Source organism: Xanthomonas protegens, from assembly GCF_038442435.1.
Taxonomy (GTDB): domain Bacteria; phylum Pseudomonadota; class Gammaproteobacteria; order Xanthomonadales; family Xanthomonadaceae; genus Xanthomonas_A; species Xanthomonas_A sontii.
In genome coordinates this window covers 48,694-75,283 of the sequence record NZ_JAQJCQ010000009.1, presented here as the reverse complement: position 1 = coordinate 75,283, position 26,590 = coordinate 48,694, and the positions used below count along the sequence as shown (strand labels likewise).

Genomic DNA, 26,590 nt, shown 5'->3' with positions numbered 1-26,590 from the left:
TTGTGCTCGGCCAATCCGCCGCACCACATGCTGTTGTGGGAGGGACTTCAGTCCCGATGCATGGAGTCTCCAGGACCAGGATCATTGTCCTGGCCCCCGATCGCGGCAGCGCATCGCTGTGAGCGGTGGCGGTCCTGTATCGAGGCATCAGCGCGGGTACAAAGCATATTCGTCGCTGTGACGGCGACCAGACCATGCCGCAGCCGCATCAGGGTACAGGGCACATCACATGCCCTGCCAATTCCGCTCGAAGCATCGCCAAACGACGTCCGCCTCCCCAACCTGTCCCACTCACTCCGGCGGAACGTTCAACTCCTTCAACAGTTGCGGCGCCCGATACACCTTGGCCATCAACCAGCGCAGATAGCGCATGTCCACGTGGATCGCCCGCTTGTAACGTGGGTCGTACCACCAGCTGGCGCTGACCGCCTCCCAGTTGCTGTCGAAGTTCAGCCCGATCAACTCGCCGCGCGCATTGAGCACCGGCGAGCCGGAGTTGCCGCCGGTGGTATCCAGGTTGGTCAGGAAGTTCACCGGCTGCGTCTTCGACTGCGGATCGGCGGTGCTGCCGAAATCGCCCTTGGCGATCGCCGCCAGCAGCGGCTTGGGCGCATCGAACGGTTCCTTGCCGGTGTTCTTCTCAACGATACCGGCCACCGTGGTCAGCGGCGCGAAGCTGACCGCATCGCGCGGTGCCAGCGGCTCGACGCGGCCATAGCTGATCCGCAGCGTGCTGTTGGCGTCCGGATATACCGCACGACCCTGCTGCTTGCGCCAGGCGAACAGCGCACGCATGTAGGCCGGGCGCAGCCGCAACTGCTCGCCCTCGCGTGCCTTGCGTTCGTCGTCCAGCCGCAGCTGCGCCGGCACCAGCGTGGCGGCCAGCGTCAGCAACGGATCGGCCGCAGGCGCCTTGCCCTCGCGCGCGGCAGCGAAGCGGGACAGGCGCTCGGCCTCGATGCCCAGCGCAGTGCCGGCATACGCCTTGTCCAGCGCCGCCTGCAATTGCGCCGGGGTCCGCCCGAAGGCCGCATCGAACTCCGGCACACGCTGCGCCTCCGGCAGCTGCTGGTAGCGAGTCAACAGCGTCGTCAGCAGTTCCTTCTCCACGGCTGGCGAGTAGCGCCGCTGCACCTGCTTGAGCATCCCCTCGATCAGCGCCAGGTCGCGCTGCTGATAGCCGCTCTCGCGCCGATCATCCGGCTTGGCCGCCTCCAGCCGCAGTCGCTCCAGGGTCAATGCCGAGCGCAGCGCCTGGGTCTGCGTGGCGATCAACCCAAGCAGCAGATCGCGCTCGCGCAGCGCCGAGGCCTGACCGAGCAATTTCTGCAGCGTTGCGATATCGCGTGCATCGCTGCCACGGGTGGCTGCGAGCATGCCGCGCTCGTCCTCCGCGCGCAGCCGCACCGCATCGCTGCGCTGCAGCCCTTCCAGTTCGCCGGCGGCCCGCTTGCGGTTGTTCTTCAGCGACTGCAACTGTGAGGCGTAGCGCGTGCGCGCCTCCGCGTCGGCCTTGCCCGATGCTTCGATCACCTCGATCAACTGGTCCAGCACCGCCACCCGCTGCGGCAGCGTCGCCTCCACCTGCTCGGCGAACTCGGCCGCCGTGCGATGCCGATAGGTGATGCCCGGATAACCGGCCAGCATCGCAAAATCGCCGGCCTTCGGCCCATCGGTGGCGATCTGCAGGTGCGCCGGCGGCTGGTAGGGCACGTTGTCGGCGCTGTAGTCCGCCGGCTTACCGTCATTACCCACGTAGGCGCGCAGCAACGTGAAATCGCCGCTGTGCCGCGGCCACATGAAGTTGTCTATCTCGTCGCCGTAGTTGCCGATCGCCCGCGGCGGCGCGTACACCAGGCGCACGTCACGCAGTTCCAGCTGGCGAATCCGATAGAAGTCCGTGCCGTAATACATGTTGGCAACGCTGCAGCGCACTCCGGCCTCGCGCTCGCAGTCGGCGACGATGCGCTTGCTCGCCGCATCCACCGCATCGTAGTAGGCCCGCCCGGTCTTGCCCTTGGCCGGCCCCAGCACCTGATCGGTGACCTTGTCGAAGCCCACCGTCACCAGCACCCGGAAATCCGGATTGGCCGCGCGCTCGTCGGCTCGATTCCGCGCGATGAACCCGTTCTCGATCAGGTTCTCCTTCGCCGAGGTGTTGTACTGGATCACCCCGTAGGCGACATGGTGATTGGTCAACAGCAACCCATCCACGGACACGAACGCCCCGGTCCCGCCACCAACCTTCACCACCGCACTCAGCGGCGGTTGTGTCACCTCGGCCAGCGTCTGGGGATCGCCCTGGAATCCCGCCTCGTGCAAGGGCTTGGCCAGCTCTGGCATCTGGGAGGGCATCCACATGCCTTCGTCGGCGTGGGCATTGGCGGTGAGGGCGAGACTTAGTGTCAGTGAGGCGGCAAGGGAGTTGGGCAAGTGCATGCGGAAATCGAGGCAAAGAACGTAACCACGACCTTAGCCGGCCGATGCGGTGGCAGCAACCAAGACGCCGATCCATTCATCGATGGATGTGGTCTTTACCTAGAAAAATCGAGAATTCTCCTAGGGAAAAAGAACGCAATTCAAGTCACTTCCCACAATCCGAGAGACAGATGTCTGCTAATGAGTAAGTGACCTGACTCGTTACCCACCAAAAATGTATATGGAATTTAATTGAGCCCCAATGCACTCATATATTAGCTTTTCTTTGGACGGCCCGAATAGCGGCTATTTGCAACTTTTCGACATAATTCTCCATTTCAAAACGCCGCGCCCTATTCATCAGTTCGGCCAGACAAGCATCATATTCTTCCGCAGTTGAATATTTAGACAGTGCAAACGGCAAATTATGGAAAATATCGGCCATCTTTTTTATAAACCCCATTGAGTTTGAAGCTCTAATTTCGATAAGTGCCGCGCCAAGCATAAAATGCAAAACCGCATTAATATCAACGTCGATATTCTCTTTCACCACATGTCTCCATAGGGCCCCAGGGGGTCATCATCTACATTATCCGGCCTCTCTGGAAGCTCATCTACTGGAATTAGAGTGTTATCAGGCCAGCCGCGAGACTTTGCCTCATTTATGCGGGTATTTCCATCAAGAACTGTATTTCCACGTACAGTTACCGCATCTCCATTTTTAGGGTTATTTATAGCATTACGAAGCTCTTCATCGGAAAGCCCAGGGATAGCAGGGTCATTTTGCGGATGGTCAGGCGCGTGTGTTGGTTCCAAATCCCCTAGCTCTCTTACTCCTTGCTGACCCTCATTTCCAGACGAATCCCCTTCACTATTCTGTATAAGATCATGCGCCCTCTGAATTGTATTTGTGAAATTAGCGACGCTACCTATTAAGTCCATCGCCATGTTCATTAGAACATATTCAGGCAAATCCTTAAACACAACTTCGCCTACCGTCCCATGGAAATGGCATATCTTGCCGTCACATTCCCATTGACGCCCATCCGGATCTTTGAGTAGATACGGATTATTTGCTACGTAAACGTATCTATTAAAATTTCTGACATTTGATTCATAGGGCGTGACTTGGTCTACGGAGAGAAATCGCCCGAGCCCCTGATCGTAATATCTTTGCTGCATATACGTCAGCCCAGTCGCAACGTCCATGACGTGCCCTGTGTAACCCGGAGAGTCTGTCGCCGGATGGTTCAGCAAGCTTCCATATGGTTCATACTCATTTCTGCCAACAACATTTCGATCCTTATCCGTAATGAGCACAACGGATCCCAATCTATCCGTATGGATGTACCGGACCGTTTGCGCCGAGGCACCGAATGCAATGAGCAATGAAAGAACAGCTAGAGCCATAAGGCGTATTGCTGCACAAGTCCTGTGGAAATTTGACATCACTCGTCCTTGCGAGTTGGAACCATAGATGCGCGATGTAGAGTCGACTTTTATCATGGAAGTCGGATCGACAGCGCTTCCCCTAGCAACATTACGGTGCAACGCACCCAACGAAATCTGCATGCAGACTCCGCCATAGCAGGCTTACTTCAAGTAAACCTCGACGATGTCGCAGCCATTGGTCTGAACATCGATCTTGCGCTTGTTCACCAATGCCGTCATCAAAACGGCCAGCAGCGCCTTACCGCCGGGTTGTTCTTCTTGAAAATGCAGGACGTGGTTTCCGGATGTGGCCTTGCATTCTGCTGGTGTATCTGACAGCCAGACAAAATGGTCGGCATGGGCCTGATAGGTACCCACCTGCACGACGTCGACGTTTTGCATCGATTCGTTTGCTGATGCTGATCCGCTCAGACTGGCAAACAGTAACAGCGCTGCCCATGTAGTTCTCATGGCTCTTTCTTCTCTTTCGTTAATGGTCGTGTTTTCCGGATGGCTGGCTCGTTTGCACCTTGACCAGTTCAATCAACCATATAGATGAATTTTCCGGTACACGACGTATCGTTGTCGTCCATGATCAAGGTCACACGCTTCCCACTGACGAATGCCGACATCAACATTGCGTAGATCGCCTTGTTGTTCTCCTGGTCCTTTGCCCAATAAACCGGCTTTCCGGCGGGGCATGTGGTGTTTCCTTCGCTCAAGAGAAAAGGGATTTGGGTAGGCATGTAGGTTGCCTCGATCTGCGTTACCTTGCCCGTGATGAATTGCAAGGCACTCGCCGAATCGCTGTAAGACATCCAGAACAGCGCACATGCCAACATCAATATCCAACGCATAAAAATTCCATCCCGGAAAATTAAAGATTATTTTGCGGATGCTGTTCTTTCGGCACCGCGACCTTCAACCATTCAACAGCAGCTGATACAGCAATGGCACGATATCCACTGCTGGCCGCTGGTCATGCGTCACGTTCGAAGCCGCGGTGCAGTTGCCGTCCGCCGTGCATGCAGTCACGCGATACGAATAGGTCCCTGCCGGCCTGGCCAACGAGGTCCAGTTGCCCTGGCTGCCGTCATACACCGAGGTCCAGGTGACACCATCCACGCTCTCTTCCACCACATAGCGGGTCGCGCCGGAGACCGGGTTCCAGTTCACGTAGTCCTTGACTGAAGCAAGTTGACCCAGCGGCCAGTCGGCTTCGGCAACCAGGCTGCCGCCCAGTAGGATGTAGTCGGTGGACTTGGACTTGCGCTGATTCTTCTGGAAGCGCAGTGCCCCAGACTGGTCGTACAGCGAGCCGATGTTGCCGGCGCTCTGCAGCGCCAACGTGCGGCGGCCGTTGCCGTCGTAGCGATAGGTCTCCTTGCCGGTCGCCTGGCGCAGGCGGTTGCCGTAATCGAACACGAAGGCCTGGCCATTCTTGTTGCTGAGGTTGCCTTGCGAGTCATAGCTCATGCCGATGACCGTGCTGCCGCCGCAACTGCCGGTCTTGACGTTGGTGAGCTGCCAGTTTGCGTCGTAGCAGTAATAGTGATCACGGCCCGGCGCGACGACGTGGATCAGGTTGTCGAGGACGTCGTAGCTGTAGCTTGCAGGCGTGGAACCGAACATCGCAGACTTGGTGGAAGTCAAGCGATCCAACCCGTCGTAGGTCATGTCGCGATTGCCGCGCCCACCGCGACCGGTGGCGCCGTCACTGATCCCGGCGACGTTGCCGTTGGCGTCGTAGTCGTAGCCGTCGCTGAGGAGCGCGATATCACCGTAGGCATCACGGCTGGTATCCGGCAACTGACGCGCGTTCTGCGTCATGGTGTGGACGATGCCGTTGCCGTAGGTGAACTGCTTGATCGCGCCGTTTGGATAGTAGCTTACGCCAGTGACGTAGCTGCCCGCCTGCGTCGGTTGGCCCAGGGCATTGGGCGCGTAATCCACCATCTGTCCCGATGGATACCGGTGCGCGGCAAGATTGCCATTGGCATCATAGGCGTAGCCCAGCGCCCAGGTCTCGCCATCGGCCTGGCCCTGGCTTTCCGCAATAAGCAGGCGGCGCTTATTGTAGGCGTAGCTATTGTAAGTGGCGACGCCGTTATTGGTGGTGGTGATCTGCTTGACCGCCCCATCCGGCCAATAGCTCCAGGCCTGGTTGCCGTTGCCATCCGGGAAGCTCAGCGCCCTGATCCGGTTGCGCACGTCGTAGCTGCGATCGACCCGGCGGCCGGAGGCGAAGGCGGAATCCGCATCGCACGATGTAGTGCTGGGCAACGCCAAGCCCGCCGCACTCCACACCAGATTGCCGGCAGCGTCGTAGCCATTGGCGGTGGCACCGGTTTCCGGTTCCACTGTCTTGCACAGTTGCCGATAGGTGTCGTAGACGTAGCTGCGCGTAACCGCCACGGCGCCGTTGGCGTCGTGGCGGCGGATGGAGAGCGGCTTGCCGAAGATGTCCCGGTTGATGTCGGTGTAGGCCCCTTCGGGATGTTGGATCCAAACGGGCTTCGTGTAGTCAGGTTGGTCGAAGACTTGGTAGCCGGTCACCGTCTGGTTACCACGCGGATCTGTCACCCGCGTCTTATTTCCCTGCAAGTATTCCGTCAGCGTTGTAAGCAACCCCTGCTCGGAATTTTGCGAAACGGAAACTGGCCGACCGAGTACGTCATAGCTTGTCCATTTTCCCGTGGTCAAATTGTCCGAGGCACCAACATAAGAAGCGAAAATCTGCCTACCATCGCTGTCGTAGGCAAATCGCTGAAATCGCTGGGTCGATGCAATGTCGGTAGCATCGTATTCTCTCGTCAAGACCGGTCGCCAGAATGCATCGAGATAGATTTCTCTTCTCGCATTCCCGGTGGTTATTGTTTGCCGCCAATGACCGGCCGCCAGACCATATTCACTGGCATTAACTTGTTCAATCAATCGACTTGTAGCACTCCAAGTGACATTATCATTTGTAGGATATGACGTACCTGCCATCCTCCCCATTATGTCGTATGAATAGCTAGTGATGTAGCCGTTTTCATCCGACCTTGCCGTAATCCAACCATCATCGTTGACTTTAAGCGCAACTGAAGAATTGTCCGCAAAAGTTACTGCTTGCGGCGTGCCTCGCTTCCAGTTAGCGAACCTTGTAACATTTCCATTCGCGTCAGAAACTGTCGCCATAGTGCCGTCTGGGTTGTAACTAAATGACTTCTGCAATTTTCCGTAGCTATATTTTTTAATTAAATTTGCCGTCTCTGCATCGTACTCAAACTCTGATTCTATTATGCCCGTATTAATATTGACTTCTTTTTCTAGCTGGCCCAGCACCCATTTAGAGCGACTGTCCATGTAGTCAATATTATCGCTACGGCTAGTCCAAGGACTTGTACGAGTGAACGAGATCGGCCGGGCCAAATTATCAAATTTCTCAACGGAATAGTAGTACAAGTCGCCATCTTGAAATATTTCCCTCTCCAAGCGAGGAGATATAGATGTGACTTGTTCTTTATTGATATTTTCGAGAAACGCATCGCCGGCGACATTCGGCCAAGGACCGGAGTTTGGTCTAGCATATGCGTATTTTTCAGAGCGAGCCAGGGCTGAGCCCACGTCACCTGAATATGTCTCATATTTCAGAAGAAGACTCTCCGTAGAATCGTAACGATTGCTAAATGTATATCGCGTTATTGATCCGTTTGGCTGCTTCACATCTGTCCACACTGTATCCGTGCAACCAGCGCTACAGTCCTTACTCCAGCTATTCCCGGGGTCAGAATAGCGATAAATCCACTGTTGTTCGTTGACGCCAGGCCCGGACATTTTTTTAGCAACCAAGTCTAGAACGTTATACAAATTTCTTATTTTTACGTAGTTGAACTTGCTGTCTTGATATTGTTTTCCACAATCAAAGGGAACATAGGATCGACCTCTAACAAGCGATCCAATAGTAAAAGTGCCGACGAGCCCAGTGGGGTGGCGGATGACTACTTCGAAAGTATCTGAGGATTTGGAGAAAGAAGAAGCGCAGTCATCCAAGCTATATGCAGAGTAAGACCCCCATTTAGACCCTAGTCCATGGGTTATAAAAGGATTATAAGCTGAATTAGGAGCACTGATGCTCCAGAATGTTTGATCTGGCAAAGTGACTGAAATTAAGGACCCGGGATTTTCTGAATCAGTGCTATACGCGTATCTCCATGTTCTTGATGGAGCATCCGAAGCCTGAATGGTTGCAGAAATAACCCTGCTATTTTTAGACTTTGATGTAAGATTTCTCTGCCATCCGTCCCAGCTTTCATAAGCTAAAGTTAAAGTCCTTCCGTCGCTGGACTGAATCTTGGTCAGATTCCCAGAGGGGTCGTATTCATATGACAGACTATTTCCATAGCGATCCTCGACCCGAGTCGCCATCATTATCGCCATCTGTCTCCCCGCGTCCGAAGTGCGAGGCCCCCGTGTTGCATCGGCGTATTCACGGTATATAAGCCAATTCATCCAATACTTCGTCCCCTCGGGAGAGACCACTAAAAATCCTTCTCCAGTTTTATCACTGAAGCTATTGCCACCTGAGTCATTTGCAATATTTGGCAGGCAGGCTACTACCCAATTTTTTTTAGTAACAATGGGGAACTCAAGCTTGCTGCCATCGGCTCCAATCATTTGGGGCACATTCGTATTATTGGGGTCACGCTTTAACAAATCTTGGCGCCCACTTCCAGGTATCTCCAGCTGGTATCCTCCCCACCATTGATCAGCGGTCAGATATACGCTTGAATGGTGTTCTCGCACAACAAAAGAGACATCAGGCGCCCTGCTAAAGTTACTGCAGCGCTTGTTACTAAAGAAGTCATTCTCTGGCACAGTAATTGTGCGAATGCTAGGCACCTCTAGCCACCAATCACCAAAAGCCCGGTCATCAACGAGGTCGTTGGCACTAAGCTCGCGTATCAATTGGATAGGCAAACCAATTCCTGGCTGATCAATATCAGTCTGCCGGAATGAAATCTGACCGGTATATAGATCAACATTCTCACCAAACGGGCTATTCCCAATTGGCTTTAAATCTTGGGAACTGCGAATTCGAGTAACAAATTCATCTTCTGGCGTTACTGCCGAGAGCGCTTCTTTGGTGCCAAGTAAAAACAGACAAAAAAGAAGGGCGATATTACGCCCTCCCTGCCGATGAATGAACATTAATCGCCCCTTTAGCCACCGGCGCGACGCCGGCAGTTACATAACTTGCATGGTATTCGAGAAATTTGTCAAGAAAATTTCACGCCTCGACCTCCCCAGTCCAAGCACTACTTCTCCTTCCGCCAATTCACCGACCCACGGTTCTCCACCGTGCTCGATTCCACCTCGGCATCGAAGCCGCGGCCCAGCAGGTATTTCAGCGTCAGCACCGAGCCGCTGCCGATCAGCGACACGCCGTAGCTGACGTAGAGTTTCGGCGAGAGGTATTTGCCGAAACCCACGACCGAGCCGCCGAGGGTGCGCGACTGGCTGACGCCGGCGTCGTCGAAGCCGAGCCTTGCGCCGAGTTGCGAGGCGAGCAGGCCGCTGCCGGCCGACAGGGCGCTGGCCGCGGCGGTGACCTGGTCGGCTTCGGCGCTGCTGGTGTTGCTGAGGCTGCGGCCCAGCACCAGGTAGGACATCGCTTCGGATTGCGACATCGACGGGTCCGACCACACATCCGCATGCGGAGCGGTGGCGCGTCCGGTGACGTCAATGCCGGCGGTGACGTCGCCGACCTGGCGCTGCGCGCGGATGTTGATGCGCGGGTCGGAGACGATGTTGTTGCTCCAGGTGAGCTGGCCGCGGGTGATGGTCAGGTCCTGCCCGTACGCCTTGTATTTGCCGCTGACGTCCAGCCCGCCGGTGGCGGTGGTTTCGCGGCCCGGCCGCGAGCGCACCTGCATGGCGCCGGTCAGCGCGCCCTTGAGGCCAAAGCCGGCCATCTTGACCTGGTCGCCCAACGTCACGCGCAGGTCCATCTCCAGCGGCGAGGTCGGCGTGGCCTCGGGGTCGGCCGGGTCCAGCACCACCACGTCCTCGGACAGCGAGGTGCCGCGGTCCAGCCGCTCCAGGTCGATGTCGGCCGAGGGCACGGTGACCTGGCCGCTCAACATCATGGTCTTGTTGGCGATGCCGAACTGCAGGTCGGGATTGGCCACCGCGCGCAGTTCGGCTGTGTTGGAGACCAGCACGTTGGTACCGCGGATGTTCAACTGCAGCGGCGTGCGGTCGCCGTACCAGGACAGCCCGCCATCGACGTTGAGCGTGCCCTCGCCGGACTTCACCGAGGCAACGATGCGCGCCGAGCCGTCCGGCTGCGCGTCGAAGCGGCCCTTGCCTTCGCTCAGGGTCAGGCCCAGCGCCGGCAGTTCGCCGGTGAAGTTGCTCAGCGTGGCGTCGCCACCCATCGCCGGCTGCGAGCGGGTGCCGCGCAGGCTGACATGGCCTTCGACCAAGCCCTTGGGCCGCACCAGATCGGGCGAGAACAGCTCCAGCCAGTACAGCCGCGCCATGTTCATGTAGATCTCGCCATTCAACGGCGCGTACGCGTCCCAGCCGGTGTCGACGGTGGCGTCGACGAAGCCGTCGCCCTGGAAGCCGATGCCGAGCTTGGAATGGATGTGCTGGGCGCTGAAATCGGTGACGAAACTGAACTGGTCGTAGCGCACCAATTCGCCGCGGGCGTTGTCGCCCAGGCGCAGGCCGCCTTCGCGCGAGGCCAGGCGCAGCGAACCCTGCCAGGCGTTGCCGGCCGGCTTGAAGCTGCCGTCGATGGACAGGTCGCCGCGCAGGTACATCTTGCGGCCGTTGCTCGGCGGCAGCCATGGCTGCACCAGCGCCAACGGCAGGGCGTCGCCGCGCAGGGTCAGGCCCTGCTTCGGCCAGTCGGCGGACACGCACAAGGCACCGCCGCTGCCCGGCGCCAGGCAGCTCTCGGACAGGCTGAAGGCGCTGCCGGCCACGCTGAAATTGGCTGCCTGCCGCAACTGCCACGGTTCGCCCTTGGCCGGCGCAATGCGCAGCGTGTTCAAGGCGCCCTGCCAGCGCGTGCCGTCGCGACGCACCTGCCCAGCCAGGGCCAGCGCACCCATGTCGTTCTCAGTCTTGGCATCGAGTTGCAGGTTCTCGACCGCGCCGCGTGCATCCACACTCAACGTCTGCAGCAGCACGCCGGCATTGATCGCGCTGCCGCGCAGGGCCAGTTCACCGCCGTTGCCGCGCCAGGGCAGGCGCCCGCGCAGGCTGAGGTTGTCGGCGCTGTAGCTATCCCACTTCAGGCCACTGCCGGTGAGGTCGGCGGTGAGGTCGGGGGCATCGCGGCGGCCCTTGATCTGCATGCTGCCGCGCAGGCTGCCGGCGCCGCCGGGCAGCAGGTCGGCCAGTTGCAGCGGCTGCAGTTGCGCGTCGATGTCGAGCTGGTCGCCGACCTTGCCCTGCGCCTGCAGACGGCTGTCGCCCAGGCTCAGTTGCAGCTTGCCCTCGCCCTGGCTGCCCTGCAGCGCGAGCTTGGCGTTGGCGTCGAGGGCGCGGCTGCGCAGGCGCCCGTTCAAGCGCGGGATATCGAGCGTGGCCTGGTAGCCGGCCGCGCTGCCGTCCGGCCGCGCAGGCAACTGCTTGCCCTGCGAGGCGAAGGTGCCGGACAGCTTGCCGTCCCAGCCCGGCGCGAAGTAGCCCGGGTCGAATCCGGCCAGCGTGCCTTGCACGTCCCAGTTCAATTCCGGCACCCAGGCCACGTTGCCGCCCAGGTCGAGCGTGCCGCTGGGCATGGTCGCGCGCACCTGCTTCAACTGTGCCTGGCGATCGTCGCCGCGCACGTCCAGTTGCAGCTTGGCGCTGTCCTTGCCGCGGGCGACGGTGGCCTCGCCGTAGGTGGCCCATTGCTTCATCGTGCCGGCCACGCCCAGGTTGGCCTCGACCAGCTTGATCGGCACCGCCGGTGCGTCCGGGGTGGACGGGTCCGGCGCGGTGGCGAAGCTCATGCCGCTGGCGTTGACCGCGAAGCGCAGCTGCGTGTTGTTCGGGTCGCGCAGATCGGCGGTGCCGCGCAGGCGCAGTTGCCCGTCGAAGGCGCGCAGTTGCAGCGGCGCGACGGTGAGTACCTGGTTGTCCAGGCTCAGGTGCGAGGGATCGAGCACGAGCTTTTGCCCGTCGCGCGACAGCTCGCCCTGCAGATCGGCGTTGCCGCCCTTGCCGTTCGCACGCAGGTCGAAGGCCAGCGGCACCGACGCCGGCGCATCGTCGGCCGGTGGCACCAGCAGCGACGGATCCAGCGCCTTGCTGCTGGCGGCGAACTGCCACACCGGATCGGTGCGGCCGGTGAACACGAGGGTGGCACGCAGCGGCGCCGGCGCATTGCCGGCGATCGCCACTTCCATCTTGTCCAGGTCGCCGCGCGCGACCAGGCCCAGGCGCGCCGGGGTGCGACCACGCGCCGCCGGCAGCACCGCGCTGGCGGTGAGGTCGGCCTTGTAGTCCTGCCCCGGCAGATAGTCGCCATTGGCGCGGAAATCGCCGCGGTCGCTGTTCACCACCACCTGGGTGGCGTGGAACTCGCCGCTGGCCACTTCCACGCCGCCGCGCAGCGTGCGGATGTCGATCATCGGCTGCTGCGCCTGGGTGATGCGCAGGCCATCGATCGCGATGCGGTCGGCCTGCAGGGCCAGCGGCACTTCGATCTGCGGCAGCGACTGCGGCCAGCGCGGCAGTTCGAATGGTTCGTCGCTCTTGGCCAGGTTGAGCGTGGCGTTGGTCAGTTCCAGCGCATCCAGTTGCAGCTTGCGCCCGAGCAGCGGACGGATGTCCGGATCCAGGTAGGCGCGCTCGGCGGTTAAGTGGATCTCGTTGTAGCGGAAGTCCAGGTTGTGCAGGGTCAGCGGACCGGCCAGGGGCCCTTCGGCGCGATCCCAGGTGAGCGTTGAGCCGGCCGGCAGCCGCGCCACCACCTGCGCCAGCAGCACGTCGCGCCCGGCCACGGTCTGCAGCAACCAGTACAGCGCGATCACCGCCAGCAGCACCAGGCCGGCAATGGTCAGCGCCGAGCCCCACCAGAACCGCTTGCGCCGGTAAAAACGCGGGCGCCGCGGCGGCGGCGCGGCAGGCGACGTCGGCTCGATCGGCGCGCTCACAGGTTGGCTCCGATGTTGAGATAGAGCTGGAACTGCGAATCCGGATCGTTGAGGCCGTGGGCGATGTCCACCCGCACCGGGCCGACCGGGGAGCGCCAGCGCAGGCCGAAGCCGACGCCGGTATGCCAGTCAGGGGTATCGTCGAACGCGCTGCCGCTATCGACGAACACCGCCCCACCCCACGGCCCGCCCTTGAAGTAGTGCTCGTACTCGGCACTGCCGGTGAGCACGTGTTTGGCGCCGAGCGCGAAACGGTCCGGCCGCGGCGTGCGCGGGCCGACCTCGCGGAACGCGTAGCCGCGGATGCTGTTGTCGCCGCCGGCGAAGAACCGCAGGCTCGGCGGCATCGCTACCAGCGCGTCGGTCCAGGTGCTGCCGGCTTCGCCGCGCAGGATCAGGCGGTCGTTGTCGCCGATGCCGTGGAACCAGTTCACCCGCATCTGCGCCTGCACGAAACTGGCATCCGAGCCCGCGCCCTCGGCACCGCCGCGCAGGCTGATGTTGCCGCTGAAGCCCTTGCGCGGGAACACCTTGTCGTCCACACCGACGTAATCGGCTTCGATCTGCGGATAGAACAGCGTGGAAGTCTGGTACAGCGCGCCGTCAAAGACCTCGTCGGTGGCGTAGCGCCAGCGTTCGCGCAGCGCATTGATCGAGGCGATGGCGGTCCAGTGCTCGTTGATCTGGCCGCTGCGGCTGCCGGTGAGCTTGACGTTGCGCAGGTCGATGTAGTCGGTCTGCTCGTCGTAGACGCGCAGCGAGGTGGTGTACCAGCCGTCGAGCCAGCGGAACGCCGGGATCCGGTAGCTGGTGATGAAACTCTTGCGCTTCTGCGCGTAGTCCAGCTGGGTGCTGAGCTTGTGCCCGCGCGCGTTGACGTAGCGGCGGTCCACACCCAGGCGCACGCCGGCGCCGCTCTCGCTGCCGTAGCTGAGGCCGGCGGTGTAGATGCTGCGCTTGGCGCGGGTGAGGTTGACGTCCACCGGCACGTCGCCGTTGGCGTCGGCCTCCTCCGGCTTGGGCTGGATGTCGATCACGCTGAAGTAGTCGAGCTTGACCAGCGACTCGCGCAGGCGGTCGAGCTTGCCCTCGTGGTAGTAGCTGCCTTCCTTCCAGTACACCAGCGGATCGAACAGCTTCTGGTTGAAGTAGTCCTGGTGGAAGCGGATCGGGCCCATGTTGTAGCGGCGGCCGCTGTCCCAGCTCAGGTCGATGTCGGCGGCGTGGTCGGCGCGGGTCACCTCGACCTTGCGCTGGGTGAAGTCGGCATCGAAGTAGCCGCGCTCGGCCAGGCGCCGGGTGATGGTGACCTTGCTGGTCTCGTAGACGCTGCTGACGAAGATGTCTCCCTTGCGCGGGCGGAAGTTCTTCAGGTCGTCGCCCAGGTAGCGGTCGTCCTCGGCCGGGCCGGTGATGCCCACATGGAAATTGCGCACCCGGATCGGCTCGCCCTTGTCCACGTGCACCACCACGGTCAGCTTGTCGTCCTGGCGCGGCGCCTCGACGGTGATGGTGGGGGTGAAGTAGCCGAACGGCTCCAGCGCCTGCCGTGTCTGCCGCTCGGCCTGGCTCAGCAGGTACTCCAGGCGCGACTCGCCCTGGTCCTTGCCGATGGCGTCGTACAGCGACAGCGAGACCTGGATGTTCTCGATCATCGCCGCGTCGTCGTCCTTGTTCAGGCCCTGGATCTGCACCTTTTCGATGACGCCACGGGCCTCGGCGAGGCCGGCCAGGGAGAGCAGGGACAGGAAGGTGGCGAGACGGGGGATGGGTCGCATGGGCGTCAGAATACCGGCACCCCATGTGAAGCTGTTAACTAGACGTTTGTTATGCGTGACCGGGATGTCGGACGCGCGGCATTGCGCAGGGGCATTTCGTGCTTCCCGGGCTCACGGCATCAGAGCGTCTACGCCAGGAACCGCGCTGCGCCTGCGCCCTTGCCAAGCCGTGGCGACGGCGCCACGCTGGCGCCCCAACCCGCAGGAGCGCCGCATGTCCACCGTGATCGAGACCGCGCGCCTCGTACTGCGCCGACTGGACCCCGCGCGCGACGCCGCGCCGATGCTGGCCCTGCTCAACGACCCCGGCTTCCTGGCGCATATCGGCGACCGCGGCGTGCGCGACGAAGCGCAGGCCAGCCGCTACCTCACCGACGGCTCTGTGCGCAGCTACGCCGAGCACGGCTTCGGCCTGTATGCGGTGGAGCGCCGCGACGACGGCGCCTGGCTCGGCGTGGCGGGGCTGGTGCTGCGGCCGACCCTGCCCGCGCCCGATCTGGGCTATGCCCTGCTGCAACCTTATGCAGGCCAGGGCTACGCCAGCGAGGCGGCGCGCGCGGTGTTGGACTACGCGCGCAGCGTGCTGGCGCTGCCACGGGTCTACGCCATCGTGGCCCCGGGCAATGCGCGCTCGCTGCGGCTGCTCGCCGCGCTAGGCTTCGTCGCCCAGGGGCGTGTGCGCCTGAGCCCAGAGGCGGCCGAGGTCGAGCTGTATCGTTGCGAGTTGGATGCGCCCGAGGAGCACGCCTGAGCATGGACACCCTGCACACACTGCGGCTGTTCGCCAACTACAGCCACTGGATGAACCAGCGTCTCTACGCCGCGGCCGCGACCCTGCCGGACGCCGCGATCACCGAGCCGCGCGGTGCCTTCTTCGGGTCGCTGCTGGGCACGCTCAACCATCTGGTGGTGGCCGACACGATCTGGCTGCAGCGCTTCGCCCAGCATCCGGCACGGCACCCGGCGCTGCAGGCCATCGCCGCCACGCCGGTCCCCACCGCCCTGGATGCGCCGCAGGCCGACTGCCTGGCGGATCTGCGGACGCAGCGCGAGGCGCTGGATGCGACGATCGCCGAGTGGATGTCGCAACTGCATGCCGACGACCTCGATGTGGCGCTGCGCTATCGCAACACCCGTGGCGAATCGCACGGCCGGCGCTTCGGCGACCTGCTGCTGCACTTCTTCAACCACCAGACCCACCATCGCGGCCAGGCCACCACCCTGCTCAGCCAGGCGGGTGCCGATGTTGGTGTCACCGACATGCTGGCGGTGATTCCGCAGGTGGAGGCGGGGTGATCTTGCGATCGCGGGGCGCTGCGCTTGATGAGTGCCTTTGGGCGTTTAAGGCACCTCTGGTAACGCGCCTTTGCATCGGCCGCCTTTGCCGCGGCTTTGCGGGTTCTGTCGTCGCGCTTGTAGGAGCGGCTTCAGCCGCGACAGACGATCCAGGAAATGCGCGTCGCGGCTGAAGCCGCTCCTACAAGTGAGCGTCCGTAGTTAAGTGGAGGCTCTCCTAGAGGCACGCCAGCGCTGCGTCACTCGGACGCGAGCTGCGCCTGCAACTGCGCCACGATCTCGCGCAACTCCGCCACCTCGGCCTCCAGCGCCTGCACCCGGCCTTCCAACTCGTCGTTCCCCGACGCCGCCGGCCGCGCCTTGAACGTGGCCGCCAACGCTTCCGCATCCACCGGACCGGTGAGCAAGTGCATGTAACGGTCCTCACGCTGCCCGCTGGCACGCGGCAACTGCAACGCCAACTGACGCTGCGCCAGTCGTTCCAACTGATGCCGGACGTCGTCCGCATCGGCGAAGCGCGCCATGCGCTCGGCACGCGTCAGCAACTCATTGGCCGTCTGCGGACCGCGCAACAGCAGCAGGCCGAGCAAGGCCACCTGTTGCTGGGTCAGATCCAACGCTGCGGCCAACCGATGCTCGTAGCGCTCGGCGCGCGAAGAGAACTGCTGCCGCACCAACCCACGCCCCTCCAGTTGCCGCAGCGCATGCTGGACATCGCCCGGACTCAAGGTCATCACCGGCTCGCGAGAGGTTTTCTGATTGGCCGCCACCACCGTCGCATTGACCGTGAGCGGATACGCATCCGGCGTGGTCGCCTCCTTCTCGATCAGACAGCCGAGGGCGCGGGCTTCGATGGTGGAGAGAACGGGGATGGTGGGGGTGTCGGTCATGGTATTGGCTTCTTGCTGGTCAGGGGCGAAGCATACTGCTTGAGAGTTTCGGCTCTGCGGGCTGCTGCCGTAATGATCTCGGTGCCATGTCCTTGCGCTTGCGCGTCTCCAGGGTGGTGCTGCTGTCGACCGTGGTCAGGGTGGTGCTGTTGAGGTCGTTGCCGGCAAACACTGCCAGGCCGTTGCCGGCGTCGAGCTTGGCGGCGGTCAGGTTGACGTCGTGGCCGGCGCTGAGCACCAGGTTGCCGCCGGCGGTGAGCGCCTGCTGGTCGATGTCCTGGGTCGTGGTGGTCGTGACGACCCTGGTCTTGCCCTGGCGGGTCTGGTCGGTGACGGTGCGGCTGTCCTCCAGTACCGAGGTCACGTTGAGATCGTGCCCGGCCGCGGCGATCAGGTTGCCATCGGCCTTCACTTGGGCCTGGCGGATGGTGAGGTCGTTGTCGGCGGCCAGTTGCAGGCTGCCGCCGGTGGCGATGCTGGTGCGCACCGTGGCCTTGCCGTTGGCGTCGGTGACCGGGGTCAGCGACAGGTCGTGGCCGGCCAGCAGGATACCGTCGCTATAGCTGACGTTCTGCATGCCCAAGATAAACTCGTGCTACTGCCGAGCAGGCCACTCGACTGATCTGGTTTTTAAAGAGCTGAATTGTGCCGGCGGTTAAGCCTCATCCTGGTCCGAGCCATGGCCGCAGGGAGAGCATCGATCTCGCCTACAAACCTTATTAGATAAACAAGGTCGCTTTACTCAGTTGCGCGGTCCTGCTCTTCTGGCATCAGTGGGACTGCCTCAGACGCCAACTGCACATTCTAATCTACAGACTCCTGAAACCGATGAAAGCTACTCTTCAGAACCGACTAAAGCTGCTTGGATCCTCATTCATAGGAGAAGTCCAATGATATCTTTTGCTTAGATATATCTATAGCCACGATCGCTCCTATCCAAGGGCGCGAACCTTTAAAAAGATTGTTAGCCCTGAAATAAGAACGGAGTTCCACCAATAAATTCATCAACAAGACATCCGTTCGTGCCTCCTGTGGGCTGAACCACGCTTCTCGGCCCAAACTATCGGTAGCCCAATATTCAAATTCGCAATGATCATCTCCGTACTTCATTTCTGCGATCAGCTTTACCTTTTCTGAGTTTTCCGGCGCTACATTCAATAATATGCCGGCAATTTCCTTGTATATATCATTGCCATCTTTCACAGCGATTAGCCTCCCGGTTGATTTTTAAAGACAGCTCTTTTAGGGGGATCCGAGCCTATTTGTTATTTAACAACAAACTCATCAGGACGCGTCTTTCCCGAGTACATGGGTTCAATTGTAGCCTTTACAGACTTTCCATCTTTTAGTGCCTCCGCCCATTTATTCTCCATTGCTTTCCAAGCACCCTTGTTGAGGTTGGAATTCATAACAACCAAGTTTAACTTTTCACCCGGACCGTCGAAAATGCTTGCTACAAGGTGACCGCCTTCGTCGTCTACGAAGCCACATTTTCCTGCCTTACATTGCTGATAGGTATTTCTATCCTTAGTGCTTAGAGACAAACTCGCCTCAACATACTCAACGTCGCCGTTCGAGTTTGTTCTATACACCTTATTCCCGTCAACATTATAAACAGTGTTTGGCTCGGGCTTATTTAGTTCTTTACTCCACCCGCCCTCAAAACGAAGATAAATACACCAATTTACATTTTAATCAGCCACACTCGGATCTGTTGCTTGTACAGACACCTTCCTAGTCTGCGACAGTCACATTAAATATGCCATCGCCATTTTTTATTTCGTAAGCATGTCTAAATGATCCATCCGGATAATATATGAGATAACGCCCCGTGGCCATCTCAGTATCCATAATGTAGTCCCCAATTACTACTTCTGTTTCCAGGGCAATAGAAATGCGAGATGCGAACTCGCCTAATGCTTTTCCAGATAAATCAACGCAAGAAATGCCATTAATTAATGTCTTGTAACCAATTCTAGAATATACAAAGTCAAGTCCAACTGAAACCTCCTGCTCCTCCAGGGAAAGAGAAAAAAAGGAATCATATTCGACCGTGTATTTTACTCCCATACCTATGCAGGCCGGTAGCACGGCAGCTAAGTCCGTAAAAATGAATTTTTCTTTCAGGGAAATTTCAAAAAGGGAAATGCTCATTTCTTGCTCCTAAATAGTTCAACAAGCTTTTCTTCAGAAAATTCATCAACTCCTTTGTTTCCAGATTTCAAAAGGGCCTCCAAACGCTTGAGTGCATTGTTTTGCAAACCACCGCCTTTTACCATCTCCTTGTAAATCCCAAACTCTGCTTGCGATAATTGAATTAATCCTGGGCCGCTCTTAGGAAATACTGTAGAGCTCCCCGGATGAGTTCCGTACACGCGCCCGGATGAAGTTAAGACGTCGCCATTTTCAAGCAATTTCGCTTTACCTGCACTAATCTCATCAATGTCAATCTGAAGATTTACGTCTCCCTTGGCGACAGTCTTAGCGACAGTACGATTTCCAGCGCCGAACCTAGTGGCCTCTGTTATCGTATTAACGCTGTGGGCATCTGACACTTTAACCGGATCCGAAGGAACAAACTTTACGTCGGACTTTAAAGCCTGCGTAAGTAGTTCTTCACTTCCATAGATCTCTCCTGCAGGCCCCTGGATAACATTTTCACCATCATTGCTTACTAGCCGACGATATCCTTCGGGCAGCCCACCTGTCTCATTCGCGGCGGCTCCTCCCGACTTCAACCTGCTATAGCCAGGAGGCACCTCAGGGAAGCCAGCCAAACCAGAGGTATCGATTCCATTGCCTCTGGGCACATCCACCACGCTGTTCGGGTTGGGCGCCTCTGGCTTCAACAACGGCACTTCAGTGAGTACATCTCCCGCAGTGCCGGTCGTTGCAGTCTCCTTCACCACCAACGGCAGCACCGAATCAGAAGCGCCCTTGGTTGAATTCAAGGCTTCCTTGATGATGGTGACGGCCTTGCCGGCAACGATTCCACCCAACTCACCGACCTTGGACAGCACTACGGCCCCGGCGACCGCACTGAGAGCGCCCTTTGCATCTCCCGTCGCCAGCTTGTGCGTTACATCCGCGACGAACCCGACATCGCCAGTGAAGGTCGTCCCGATGGCCCATGCGTCTCGATTCAAGACGCCATGGACATAGTCATCGGTCCAGCCAGCATCCGTGCGGTTCAGCGCCTGCAGCAAGTGGCGCTGGTCGTCCTGACTCGTTGCGGTGCGCAGCACTGCGCCGTACACCTGATCAAGCGCTGGTGTGCCACGCAAGGCGTCGGCGAACATCGAGTGATCGTTGTACTGGGCCCAGTCGGAGCCAAAGTCTGTGTAATTGCCCTTGGTCTGTGTGATTGATGACAGGAAACTTTGTGCATTTCCGTCCTGGGCGACTAGTCCCCCCATACCTAGGATGCTGTCCCAACGGCTATCCGTTTGACGCATGGCCTGGACGATCAGGCGCTGCCGCGCGGCTTCCACCTGTTGTGGTGTGCATGCATCGCCACATTCCATCGCTGCGAACGTGGCAGCATTGGCATTGATCTTCTTCAGCTCGTCCGGATGCAGCTGCCGGTTGAAGTTCTCTCCATCCACTGCAACGCTGGCGCCAGTCTCGCCGCCGGCGACACCACCGACCAACGCGCTGACCAGGTTCTGCATCGGCTGCAGTGTGAGGTTGTTGCCCGCCAGCAGTGCGGCGCTGTTGCCGGCCTGCACGGTGGTGCCGGTGAGGCTGAGGTCGCGGCCGGCCTGCAGCAGCAGGTTGTTGCCGGCAGTGATGCCCGACCGCAGGTCGCCGCCGGCGAGGGCGTCGCGGGTGGTGCTGGTGAGGTCACGGCCGGCACTGAGCAGCACGTCGCGGCCAGCGATCTGGCCGCCGAGGTTGAGCAGGTCCTGATTGGCCTGCAACGCCACGGTGCCGCTGGACACGATGCGGCCCTGGTTGAGCAGGGTGCCGACGTTGGCGCTGACATTGGCGCCGCTGATGGTGCCGGTGTTGCTCAGATCGGCCGTGGTGTTGAGTACGGTGCCGCCCTATAGCAGGACACACAATTACCACTTTGCGGTCATTATTATTTGCTGTATTTAAAATTTGTTTTTACTTGCTCACCAATTCTGTAAGAGATAACAAAAGAAGCCCAACACTCCCCACGTTGCGCAGCGCTTTCTCTAAGACGCTTTACTAGTGCATATAACACTGCATCATTGATATCCGTCTTGGCATCAGTTGTCACAGTTCCGTTTCTTTCCACTGTTAACTGGGTGTCGATGTAACCAACTTCAACTTTAACCTCAAAATTGAAAGAATCATAACCTTCGATGATACCATTATCTATGATTGAAAAAATCTCTTTGATTATATCAAAGTCTTTAGTGATCATTTTTCATCCCATGGGATTTTATTAGCTTCATTTTCAAAAATCCGCGTTGTTGTTTTCCCATCAATAGTATACTTTACAGATATTGTATCCGGCCTCGGCGAACTGGGAGTGGCTCTATTGAATCTTATGGTAGTTGGGCCCACAGTTACCTTCGGATCATTTAGCGCCTTTTTAATTTCATTCTCATAGAATACCTTATAAGCAGAATTATTGAAATTTCCGTCCTGCGGGAACAAATTATAACCGTCACAGGTGCCTCCCTGACTACACGCTTGGGCATGTCCGCCAACATCTGTAGTGCGCCCTTGCTTTCCTGCTTCCGTTTGTCTCGCGTCTCGTGGCACCTTACTTTTAACCGGCGTAAAGGTGAGTTCCTCTACCTGGCCAGCACTGTTAGTCGTGAAAGAGTTACCATTATCAAGCTCATACCTTGTATTAGCCGCTCTCGCGCCAGGATTGTTAAGCAACTCATATTCATGAGTACCCTTTATGGCGCCTCCGGTATTAACTTTTACGATTGGTGTTTCTACATTTACTGCGCCAGTGATTTTTTTGTCACCGATTTTATCTAAAATGTTTGCTTCAGCCACTCTATCCGCGTTTCTAACTTCACTAGAAACGTCTGACACAACTTCTGCAGTGTGTTCAATGGAGCGGCCCACCGAACCCACAGGTACGACGCCGCTTGCAATATTCACTGCCGCATCATTGACGACTGTTTTGTAGTCGCCATCGGACAACGATACCCAGGTGGCGCCAGGCGGACCAAAGATGCCGAATTGCGCCAGCTTCCGAAGATCGTTCTTCTGAACGAAGCCAACCATCGTGTTCAGATCTTCGTCGCTCCATTTTGAGACGTCCGCTGGCCGGGTCGCGCGCCATTCTTGGTACTGTCCCTCCAACTTTAGATCAGCTGCAGTGGAAAGATACTTATCATTCGAGATCGAGAATGTTCCAGTCCAGTTGGTCCCCAAAACTTTGTCAGTCAACTTGGTGAAGAGCGTTCCACGATACGGGCCATCGAATAGAGTCGAGTCATAGAACTGGCCAATAGTCGCTGTAAATGCCTGTTGCGACTGACCCTTTTCATTAGTGAAGCCAAGATTGACTTTTGCCGCTTCATAGGCAAGCCAATTAAAAGCTGCTTGGTATGTTGCTGCGTCTTTGCTCCTTGTATGCTGCTGCGCGTCGTTATCCACTTGGTCAAGCGTTGCATTAATCAACAACTGCACGGCTTCTTTCTCGCTGATACCGGCATATGCAGCGTAGTCGTCGGCTTTTGCTGCAATGAAGCTGAGTTCGACTGGATGGAGCTGACGATTAAACTGTTCGCCTGCCAATGCAGTATTGGCTCCAGTCTGCTGACCGCCCAAGCCGCCCAATGCGGCACTGCCCAGTTCCATCAAGCTATTGAACGTCGCATCATTCGGCGAGAGTCCCTGAGCGAGCAGATAGTCGAACATTGCCTGCTTTGCTTTTTCGGATACGGCGGCGCCAACTGCTCCGCTGAGCGCATCGCCACCACCAAGCGCCGCTACCGCAGCGCCAGTGACGCCATGCAGCAAGGTCTTCGCAGTTCCACCATCACCCCAGCTCGCCAGGCGCGACAGTGCGTCGTCTATTCCCGCCTGATCGCCGGCCGCCTGGGCCTGGGCGAGATCTGTTTGCGCCTTATGCTGCATGTCTACGGCAACGTCGCCCGCTACACGGAACCCGACTTCGCCAGCCACCGCGGCCAACTCCTTCTGCTCGGCGATCTTCTTCTCGTCGAAGATTTCCTTCAGGCCCGACTGCTGCAACTCGGTGGTCTTGCGGTCCAGGCCCGACAGCGCCGCGGTGTCGCCGTTGCGCACCTCCACCGTGCCAGCTGCGATGTCGCTCTTGGTGGTGCTACTGCTGCTGTCGCTGCTGTTACCGAGCATGCTCAGCCCGGTACGCGCGGCAACACTGACCATGCTGCTTCCGGTCCCACCGCCGACCGACACGCCACTGCTCTTGTACTCGGCCTTGTTCTGCAGGTCCTCCACCGTCAAGCCGTTGGTGGACAGGCGGTTCTTGTCAGCGTCGGCGGTGCTGGCGAAGGCGGCGCCAATGAGATGGGTGTCGCCGCCGACGGTGATATCGAATCCACCGTTGCCCGCCTGGATGCCGCTCTGTTCCTTGACGCTGGTGTAGCTGCTGTTGACCTTCTGCTGGCTGTAGCTGCCACCACTCCCGGAGCCGGTCGCCAGGGTCAGGCTGGCCTGCTGCTGCTTGCTCTTGTAGTCGTTGGTGTCCTGCTCGCTCTGGATCAGCAGGTCGCCGCCGACCTTGGCCAGCACGGTGTCGCCAATCGCCTGCGCACCCTTGATCGTGGTGTCGTTGCCGCTGGCCAAGGTCAGCGTGTCGTTGGCCGTGACCACGCTTTCGGTGTGGAGATTGCTGTTGCCCTTGGCGTTGCCCTTGCCGGCCGACACGGTCAGGTAGTAGCCGGTCGTTGCGCCGACACTGACGCCGATTTCGCCACCGGCGTTCTTGTTCTCCGCCTTGGTCGTGTTGGTTTCCTGCTGGCTCAGCAGGTTGAGGTTGTTCGCCGCGGCCAGTGCCACGTTGTCGCCGGCGATCTTGCTGCCGATGACGTTGAGATCGCCGCCCGTGGCCGCGATGGTCACATTGCCGTCGCTGAGGATGCGGCTGCCGCCGGTGGTCTCTTCGTGGGTCGTCGTCTTGCTGGACGAGCTGCTGGCGCCGATGCCGATGCGCAGGCTCACGCCTGTGGCGTTGGCCGCTCCCTGAGCGCCGCCCGCTGACGCGTCACCGGTTTTCGTCATGTTGCCGGCAACTGCTTCGCCGTTGTAGCCCTTCAGGCCATTGCTGGCCAGACCAGCCGCATCGCCGATCGCGTAACCGGCCTTCGCCGCATAAAGCGCCTTGAGCCGATCGTCGTCTACGTCCGAGCCACGCTTGACCGCCCCGTACGCGGTTTGCGCCGCATCGACCAAGCCACCGGTCAATCCAAGGCTGATCCCGGCACTCTGCTGCTTGGACGTCTGCACCGTGTCCACGCGGTTCTCGACCGCGGCGATGGTGACGTCCTTGCCGACGATGGCGGTGCCGGTCTTGCTCAGCACGTCGCTGCCGGTGATCGCCACGGCATTGCCAGCTGTGAGGGTGACGGAGCCATCGGTACTGCCTACCAGGCTGCCGCTCTGGCTCACTTCGGTGGTGTCGAGCGTATTGGTCTGCTTGCTCGCACCCAGGGTGACGCTGAAGCCGCCGCCGCTGTACAGACCGGTCTTCTTGACCTTCTTGTCGTGCTCTTCGCTATGCGTGTTCTGCGCCGTCTCCAGCGTCAGGTCGTTGCCCGCAGCAACGACAACATTGCCGGTGCCGGCGACCTGCGCGCCCTGCGAGAGCAGATCGTGGCCCGCGGCGATCTGCACGGTGTCGCCGCTGAGCGTGGTCGCCACTGCGGTGCTGTCGTGCCACTCGTCGTGCGTGGTCGTGGTCTTGCTGGACAGGAAGCCTTTTTTCTTCTTCTGCATGTCCTGCACAGCGTCGTGCTGCTCCTGCGCGGCGAGCAGGTTGACGTCGTTGCCGGCGGACACGGCCAGCGCACCGGTCTCGGTGAACGCCTTGGCCGCGGTCAGGTTCACGTCGTGGCCGGACTGCAGGGCGATGTCGCCGCCAGCGGTGAACTCGCTGCCGTGGACGGTCTCGTCGCGGGTGCTGGTGGTCTGCTTGAAGCGCTTGCGCGTCTCCAGGGTGGTGCTGCTGTCGACCGTGGTCAGGGTGGTGCTGTTGAGGTCGTTGCCGGCGACCACGGCCAGGCCGTTGCCGGCGTCGAGCTTGGCGGCGGTCAGGTTGACGTCGTGGCCGGCGCTGAGCACCAGGTTGCCGCCGGCGGTGAGCGCCTGCTGGTCGATGTCCTGGGTGGTCGTGGTGGTGACGACCCTGGTCTTGCCCTGGCGGGTCTGGTCGGTGACGGTGCGGCTGTCGCCCAGCACCGAGGTCACGTTGAGATCGTGCCCGGCCGCGGCGATCAGGTTGCCATCGGCCTTCACTTGGGCCTGGCGGATGGTGAGGTCGTTGCCGGCGGCCAATTGCAGGCTGCCGCCGGTGGCGATGCTGGTGCGCACCGTGGCCTTGCCGTTGGTGTCGGCGACCGGGGTCAGCGACAGGTCGTGGCCGGCCTGCAGGGCGTCACGGTGAAACTAGCTTAGTAGATCAAGGCTACACGGACGAAGGCCCGGCCGAAGCTGCGCAGGAAGAAAGCATGAAGCTGAAAGCGGTGACGCTGCCGAGGTCCAAGAATAGCTTTATGCAGCTGCTGCCCTGCTTGGTCGCGGAGCGCGACGTCTCCTTGACTACGGGCATCTACCGTAAACCCTGGCAGACCTGCACCCCGTTACCTTCACCATCTTCATGTTCGGAAGCACTTATATTCACTTAAAATCTAAGGGCGCACTTTAGATGCTCATTTCAATAAATAAAATTTACGGGCGGCATGCTGTTTTTTAAAGCAACTAAATATTATCTGCAAAAAATCCAGAAGGGAAGCACCTCTTCAATTCGTTTCGCCGCGCATCAAATTTAGAATAATCATCTAAAACATCCCCTATCTTTTCTGTAACCATAATCATGTGTCCATCGCCTATTTGTTCATGCTCAAAACCGCAGAAGTCAATAGATTTAAAATCGAAATTTTGAAATTCATCGCCGTAGAACATTGCCCAACCTACACCATAAACTTTAGGGTCGAGGGCAGTGCCAAAAGAGCCAATAGCGAAGTTATGACTTTCGCCAATTAAATTCAATTCCGATTTCGTAAATAAATGGAGCATAGCAAGCTGGGGCTTCAAGATTTTACATAACGATCTAAACAATGAACGCCATTCAATTTTTTCGCTCCAATCCGCATGTAGATCAAAGCTAGCGGGAACAACTTGCGACCTAACGTTTATCATCCTATGGCTAAGGGAACTACGATACTTAACGGTCTTTTTCCGTCTCAAACAGAAGTCTTGATAAAATTCTGACATCGAACCCTGGGCACGAATTTGAGCGACGCTTGCCCATAGGTCTTTGCAACCATCTTTCCCGGGGAAATTTTCAGAAAACTTATCAGGATTATGAGATACGAATTCAGGAAAAATTAGACTGTTTTCAGTAAACAAATTAATGAGCGCGTCACCAACCGACCAAGAAGTCGTGTCGGCCTTGGTACTTATCGCAATCCTTATGAATGGCTTCATGGCTGTATGG

Annotated in this window: 17 protein-coding genes and 2 pseudogenes; 2 read left to right on the top strand and 17 right to left on the bottom strand. The window is 59.0% G+C overall.

Annotated elements, in window-relative coordinates; genetic code table 11:
- Nucleotides 1-291: 291 nt before the first annotated feature.
- From PIQ37_RS11915 to PIQ37_RS11880, 8 genes are all read right to left on the bottom strand, one after another.
- A complete protein-coding gene (locus PIQ37_RS11915; protein ID WP_342073628.1) occupies nt 292-2,439 on the bottom strand; it encodes a S46 family peptidase in 2,148 nt (715 codons plus the stop codon).
- 247 nt (nt 2,440-2,686) lie between these two features.
- Nucleotides 2,687-2,968, bottom strand: coding sequence for a hypothetical protein (locus PIQ37_RS11910; RefSeq protein WP_131721675.1), 282 nt, complete (start codon nt 2,966-2,968; stop codon nt 2,687-2,689).
- On the bottom strand, nt 2,965-3,867 hold the full coding sequence (locus PIQ37_RS11905) for an RHS repeat domain-containing protein (RefSeq protein ID WP_228136086.1): 903 nt from the start codon (nt 3,865-3,867) through the stop codon (nt 2,965-2,967). Before PIQ37_RS11905 ends, PIQ37_RS11910 begins: the two co-directional genes overlap by 4 nt.
- Nucleotides 3,868-4,011: 144 nt before the next feature.
- A complete protein-coding gene (locus PIQ37_RS11900) occupies nt 4,012-4,320 on the bottom strand; it encodes a hypothetical protein (RefSeq protein WP_342073627.1) in 309 nt (102 codons plus the stop codon).
- A gap of 68 nt (nt 4,321-4,388) precedes the next feature.
- Nucleotides 4,389-4,706: a hypothetical protein gene (locus PIQ37_RS11895; RefSeq protein ID WP_048492070.1), complete on the bottom strand. Its 318-nt coding sequence runs from the start codon at nt 4,704-4,706 to the stop codon at nt 4,389-4,391.
- Nucleotides 4,707-4,770: 64 nt separating this feature from the next.
- Entirely contained in the window at nt 4,771-9,042 is a 4,272-nt protein-coding gene (locus tag PIQ37_RS11890) for an RHS repeat domain-containing protein (RefSeq protein WP_342073626.1), read from the bottom strand.
- 107 nt (nt 9,043-9,149) lie between these two features.
- Entirely contained in the window at nt 9,150-12,989 is a 3,840-nt protein-coding gene (locus tag PIQ37_RS11885) for a translocation/assembly module TamB domain-containing protein (RefSeq protein ID WP_342073625.1), read from the bottom strand.
- A complete protein-coding gene (locus PIQ37_RS11880) occupies nt 12,986-14,767 on the bottom strand; it encodes an autotransporter assembly complex protein TamA (protein ID WP_342073624.1) in 1,782 nt (593 codons plus the stop codon). Before PIQ37_RS11880 ends, PIQ37_RS11885 begins: the two co-directional genes overlap by 4 nt.
- A gap of 214 nt (nt 14,768-14,981) precedes the next feature.
- On the opposite strand from PIQ37_RS11880, the gene PIQ37_RS11875 reads away from it, so the two are divergent.
- A complete protein-coding gene (locus PIQ37_RS11875; RefSeq protein WP_342073623.1) occupies nt 14,982-15,518 on the top strand; it encodes a GNAT family N-acetyltransferase in 537 nt (178 codons plus the stop codon).
- A gap of 2 nt (nt 15,519-15,520) precedes the next feature.
- The gene (locus tag PIQ37_RS11870) at nt 15,521-16,063 is read left to right on the top strand and encodes a DinB family protein (RefSeq protein WP_342073622.1); all 543 of its coding nucleotides are present in this window, start codon (nt 15,521-15,523) and stop codon (nt 16,061-16,063) included.
- Between the two features lie 239 nt (nt 16,064-16,302).
- On the opposite strand, the gene PIQ37_RS11865 is transcribed toward PIQ37_RS11870, so the two are convergent.
- From PIQ37_RS11865 to PIQ37_RS11825, 9 genes and pseudogenes are all read right to left on the bottom strand, one after another.
- On the bottom strand, nt 16,303-16,953 hold the full coding sequence (locus tag PIQ37_RS11865; RefSeq protein ID WP_342073621.1) for a YceH family protein: 651 nt from the start codon (nt 16,951-16,953) through the stop codon (nt 16,303-16,305).
- 94 nt (nt 16,954-17,047) lie between these two features.
- Nucleotides 17,048-17,500 (bottom strand): annotated as a pseudogene (locus tag PIQ37_RS11860) (hemagglutinin repeat-containing protein); the annotation flags it as partial.
- 323 nt (nt 17,501-17,823) lie between these two features.
- Nucleotides 17,824-18,156, bottom strand: coding sequence for a hypothetical protein (locus PIQ37_RS11855; RefSeq protein WP_342073620.1), 333 nt, complete (start codon nt 18,154-18,156; stop codon nt 17,824-17,826).
- 62 nt (nt 18,157-18,218) lie between these two features.
- Nucleotides 18,219-18,629, bottom strand: coding sequence for a DNA/RNA non-specific endonuclease (locus PIQ37_RS11850; RefSeq protein WP_342073708.1), 411 nt, complete (start codon nt 18,627-18,629; stop codon nt 18,219-18,221).
- Nucleotides 18,630-18,687: 58 nt separating this feature from the next.
- The gene (locus tag PIQ37_RS11845; RefSeq protein ID WP_342073619.1) at nt 18,688-19,107 is read right to left on the bottom strand and encodes a hypothetical protein; all 420 of its coding nucleotides are present in this window, start codon (nt 19,105-19,107) and stop codon (nt 18,688-18,690) included.
- Complete coding sequence (locus tag PIQ37_RS11840) at nt 19,104-20,894, bottom strand: hemagglutinin repeat-containing protein (RefSeq protein WP_342073618.1); 1,791 nt, start codon at nt 20,892-20,894, stop codon at nt 19,104-19,106. The genes PIQ37_RS11845 and PIQ37_RS11840 overlap by 4 nt, the downstream gene beginning before the upstream one ends.
- Before the next feature lie 143 nt (nt 20,895-21,037).
- Nucleotides 21,038-21,346 carry a hypothetical protein gene (locus tag PIQ37_RS11835; RefSeq protein ID WP_342073617.1) on the bottom strand — a complete coding sequence of 103 codons (309 nt, stop codon included), beginning with the start codon at nt 21,344-21,346 and terminating at the stop codon, nt 21,038-21,040.
- Nucleotides 21,343-25,527: pseudogene (locus tag PIQ37_RS11830) on the bottom strand (hemagglutinin repeat-containing protein); the annotation flags it as partial. The pseudogene PIQ37_RS11830 and the gene PIQ37_RS11835, both read right to left, overlap by 4 nt.
- A gap of 324 nt (nt 25,528-25,851) precedes the next feature.
- The gene (locus PIQ37_RS11825) at nt 25,852-26,580 is read right to left on the bottom strand and encodes a hypothetical protein (protein WP_342073616.1); all 729 of its coding nucleotides are present in this window, start codon (nt 26,578-26,580) and stop codon (nt 25,852-25,854) included.
- Nucleotides 26,581-26,590 lie beyond the last annotated feature (10 nt).

What these genes read in the sequence shown, in the direction of transcription:
- PIQ37_RS11890 (WP_342073626.1), bottom strand. Translation starts at nt 9,042, where the DNA reads ATGTTCATTCATCGGCAGGGAGGGCGTAATATCGCCCTTCTTTTTTGT.
- PIQ37_RS11895 (WP_048492070.1), bottom strand. Translation starts at nt 4,706, where the DNA reads ATGCGTTGGATATTGATGTTGGCATGTGCGCTGTTCTGGATGTCTTAC.
- PIQ37_RS11905 (WP_228136086.1), bottom strand. Translation starts at nt 3,867, where the DNA reads ATGTCAAATTTCCACAGGACTTGTGCAGCAATACGCCTTATGGCTCTA.
- PIQ37_RS11845 (WP_342073619.1), bottom strand. Translation starts at nt 19,107, where the DNA reads ATGAGCATTTCCCTTTTTGAAATTTCCCTGAAAGAAAAATTCATTTTT.
- PIQ37_RS11875 (WP_342073623.1), top strand. Translation starts at nt 14,982, where the DNA reads ATGTCCACCGTGATCGAGACCGCGCGCCTCGTACTGCGCCGACTGGAC.
- PIQ37_RS11880 (WP_342073624.1), bottom strand. Translation starts at nt 14,767, where the DNA reads ATGCGACCCATCCCCCGTCTCGCCACCTTCCTGTCCCTGCTCTCCCTG.
- PIQ37_RS11915 (WP_342073628.1), bottom strand. Translation starts at nt 2,439, where the DNA reads ATGCACTTGCCCAACTCCCTTGCCGCCTCACTGACACTAAGTCTCGCC.
- PIQ37_RS11865 (WP_342073621.1), bottom strand. Translation starts at nt 16,953, where the DNA reads ATGACCGACACCCCCACCATCCCCGTTCTCTCCACCATCGAAGCCCGC.
- PIQ37_RS11870 (WP_342073622.1), top strand. Translation starts at nt 15,521, where the DNA reads ATGGACACCCTGCACACACTGCGGCTGTTCGCCAACTACAGCCACTGG.
- PIQ37_RS11835 (WP_342073617.1), bottom strand. Translation starts at nt 21,346, where the DNA reads ATGATCACTAAAGACTTTGATATAATCAAAGAGATTTTTTCAATCATA.
- PIQ37_RS11825 (WP_342073616.1), bottom strand. Translation starts at nt 26,580, where the DNA reads ATGAAGCCATTCATAAGGATTGCGATAAGTACCAAGGCCGACACGACT.
- PIQ37_RS11900 (WP_342073627.1), bottom strand. Translation starts at nt 4,320, where the DNA reads ATGAGAACTACATGGGCAGCGCTGTTACTGTTTGCCAGTCTGAGCGGA.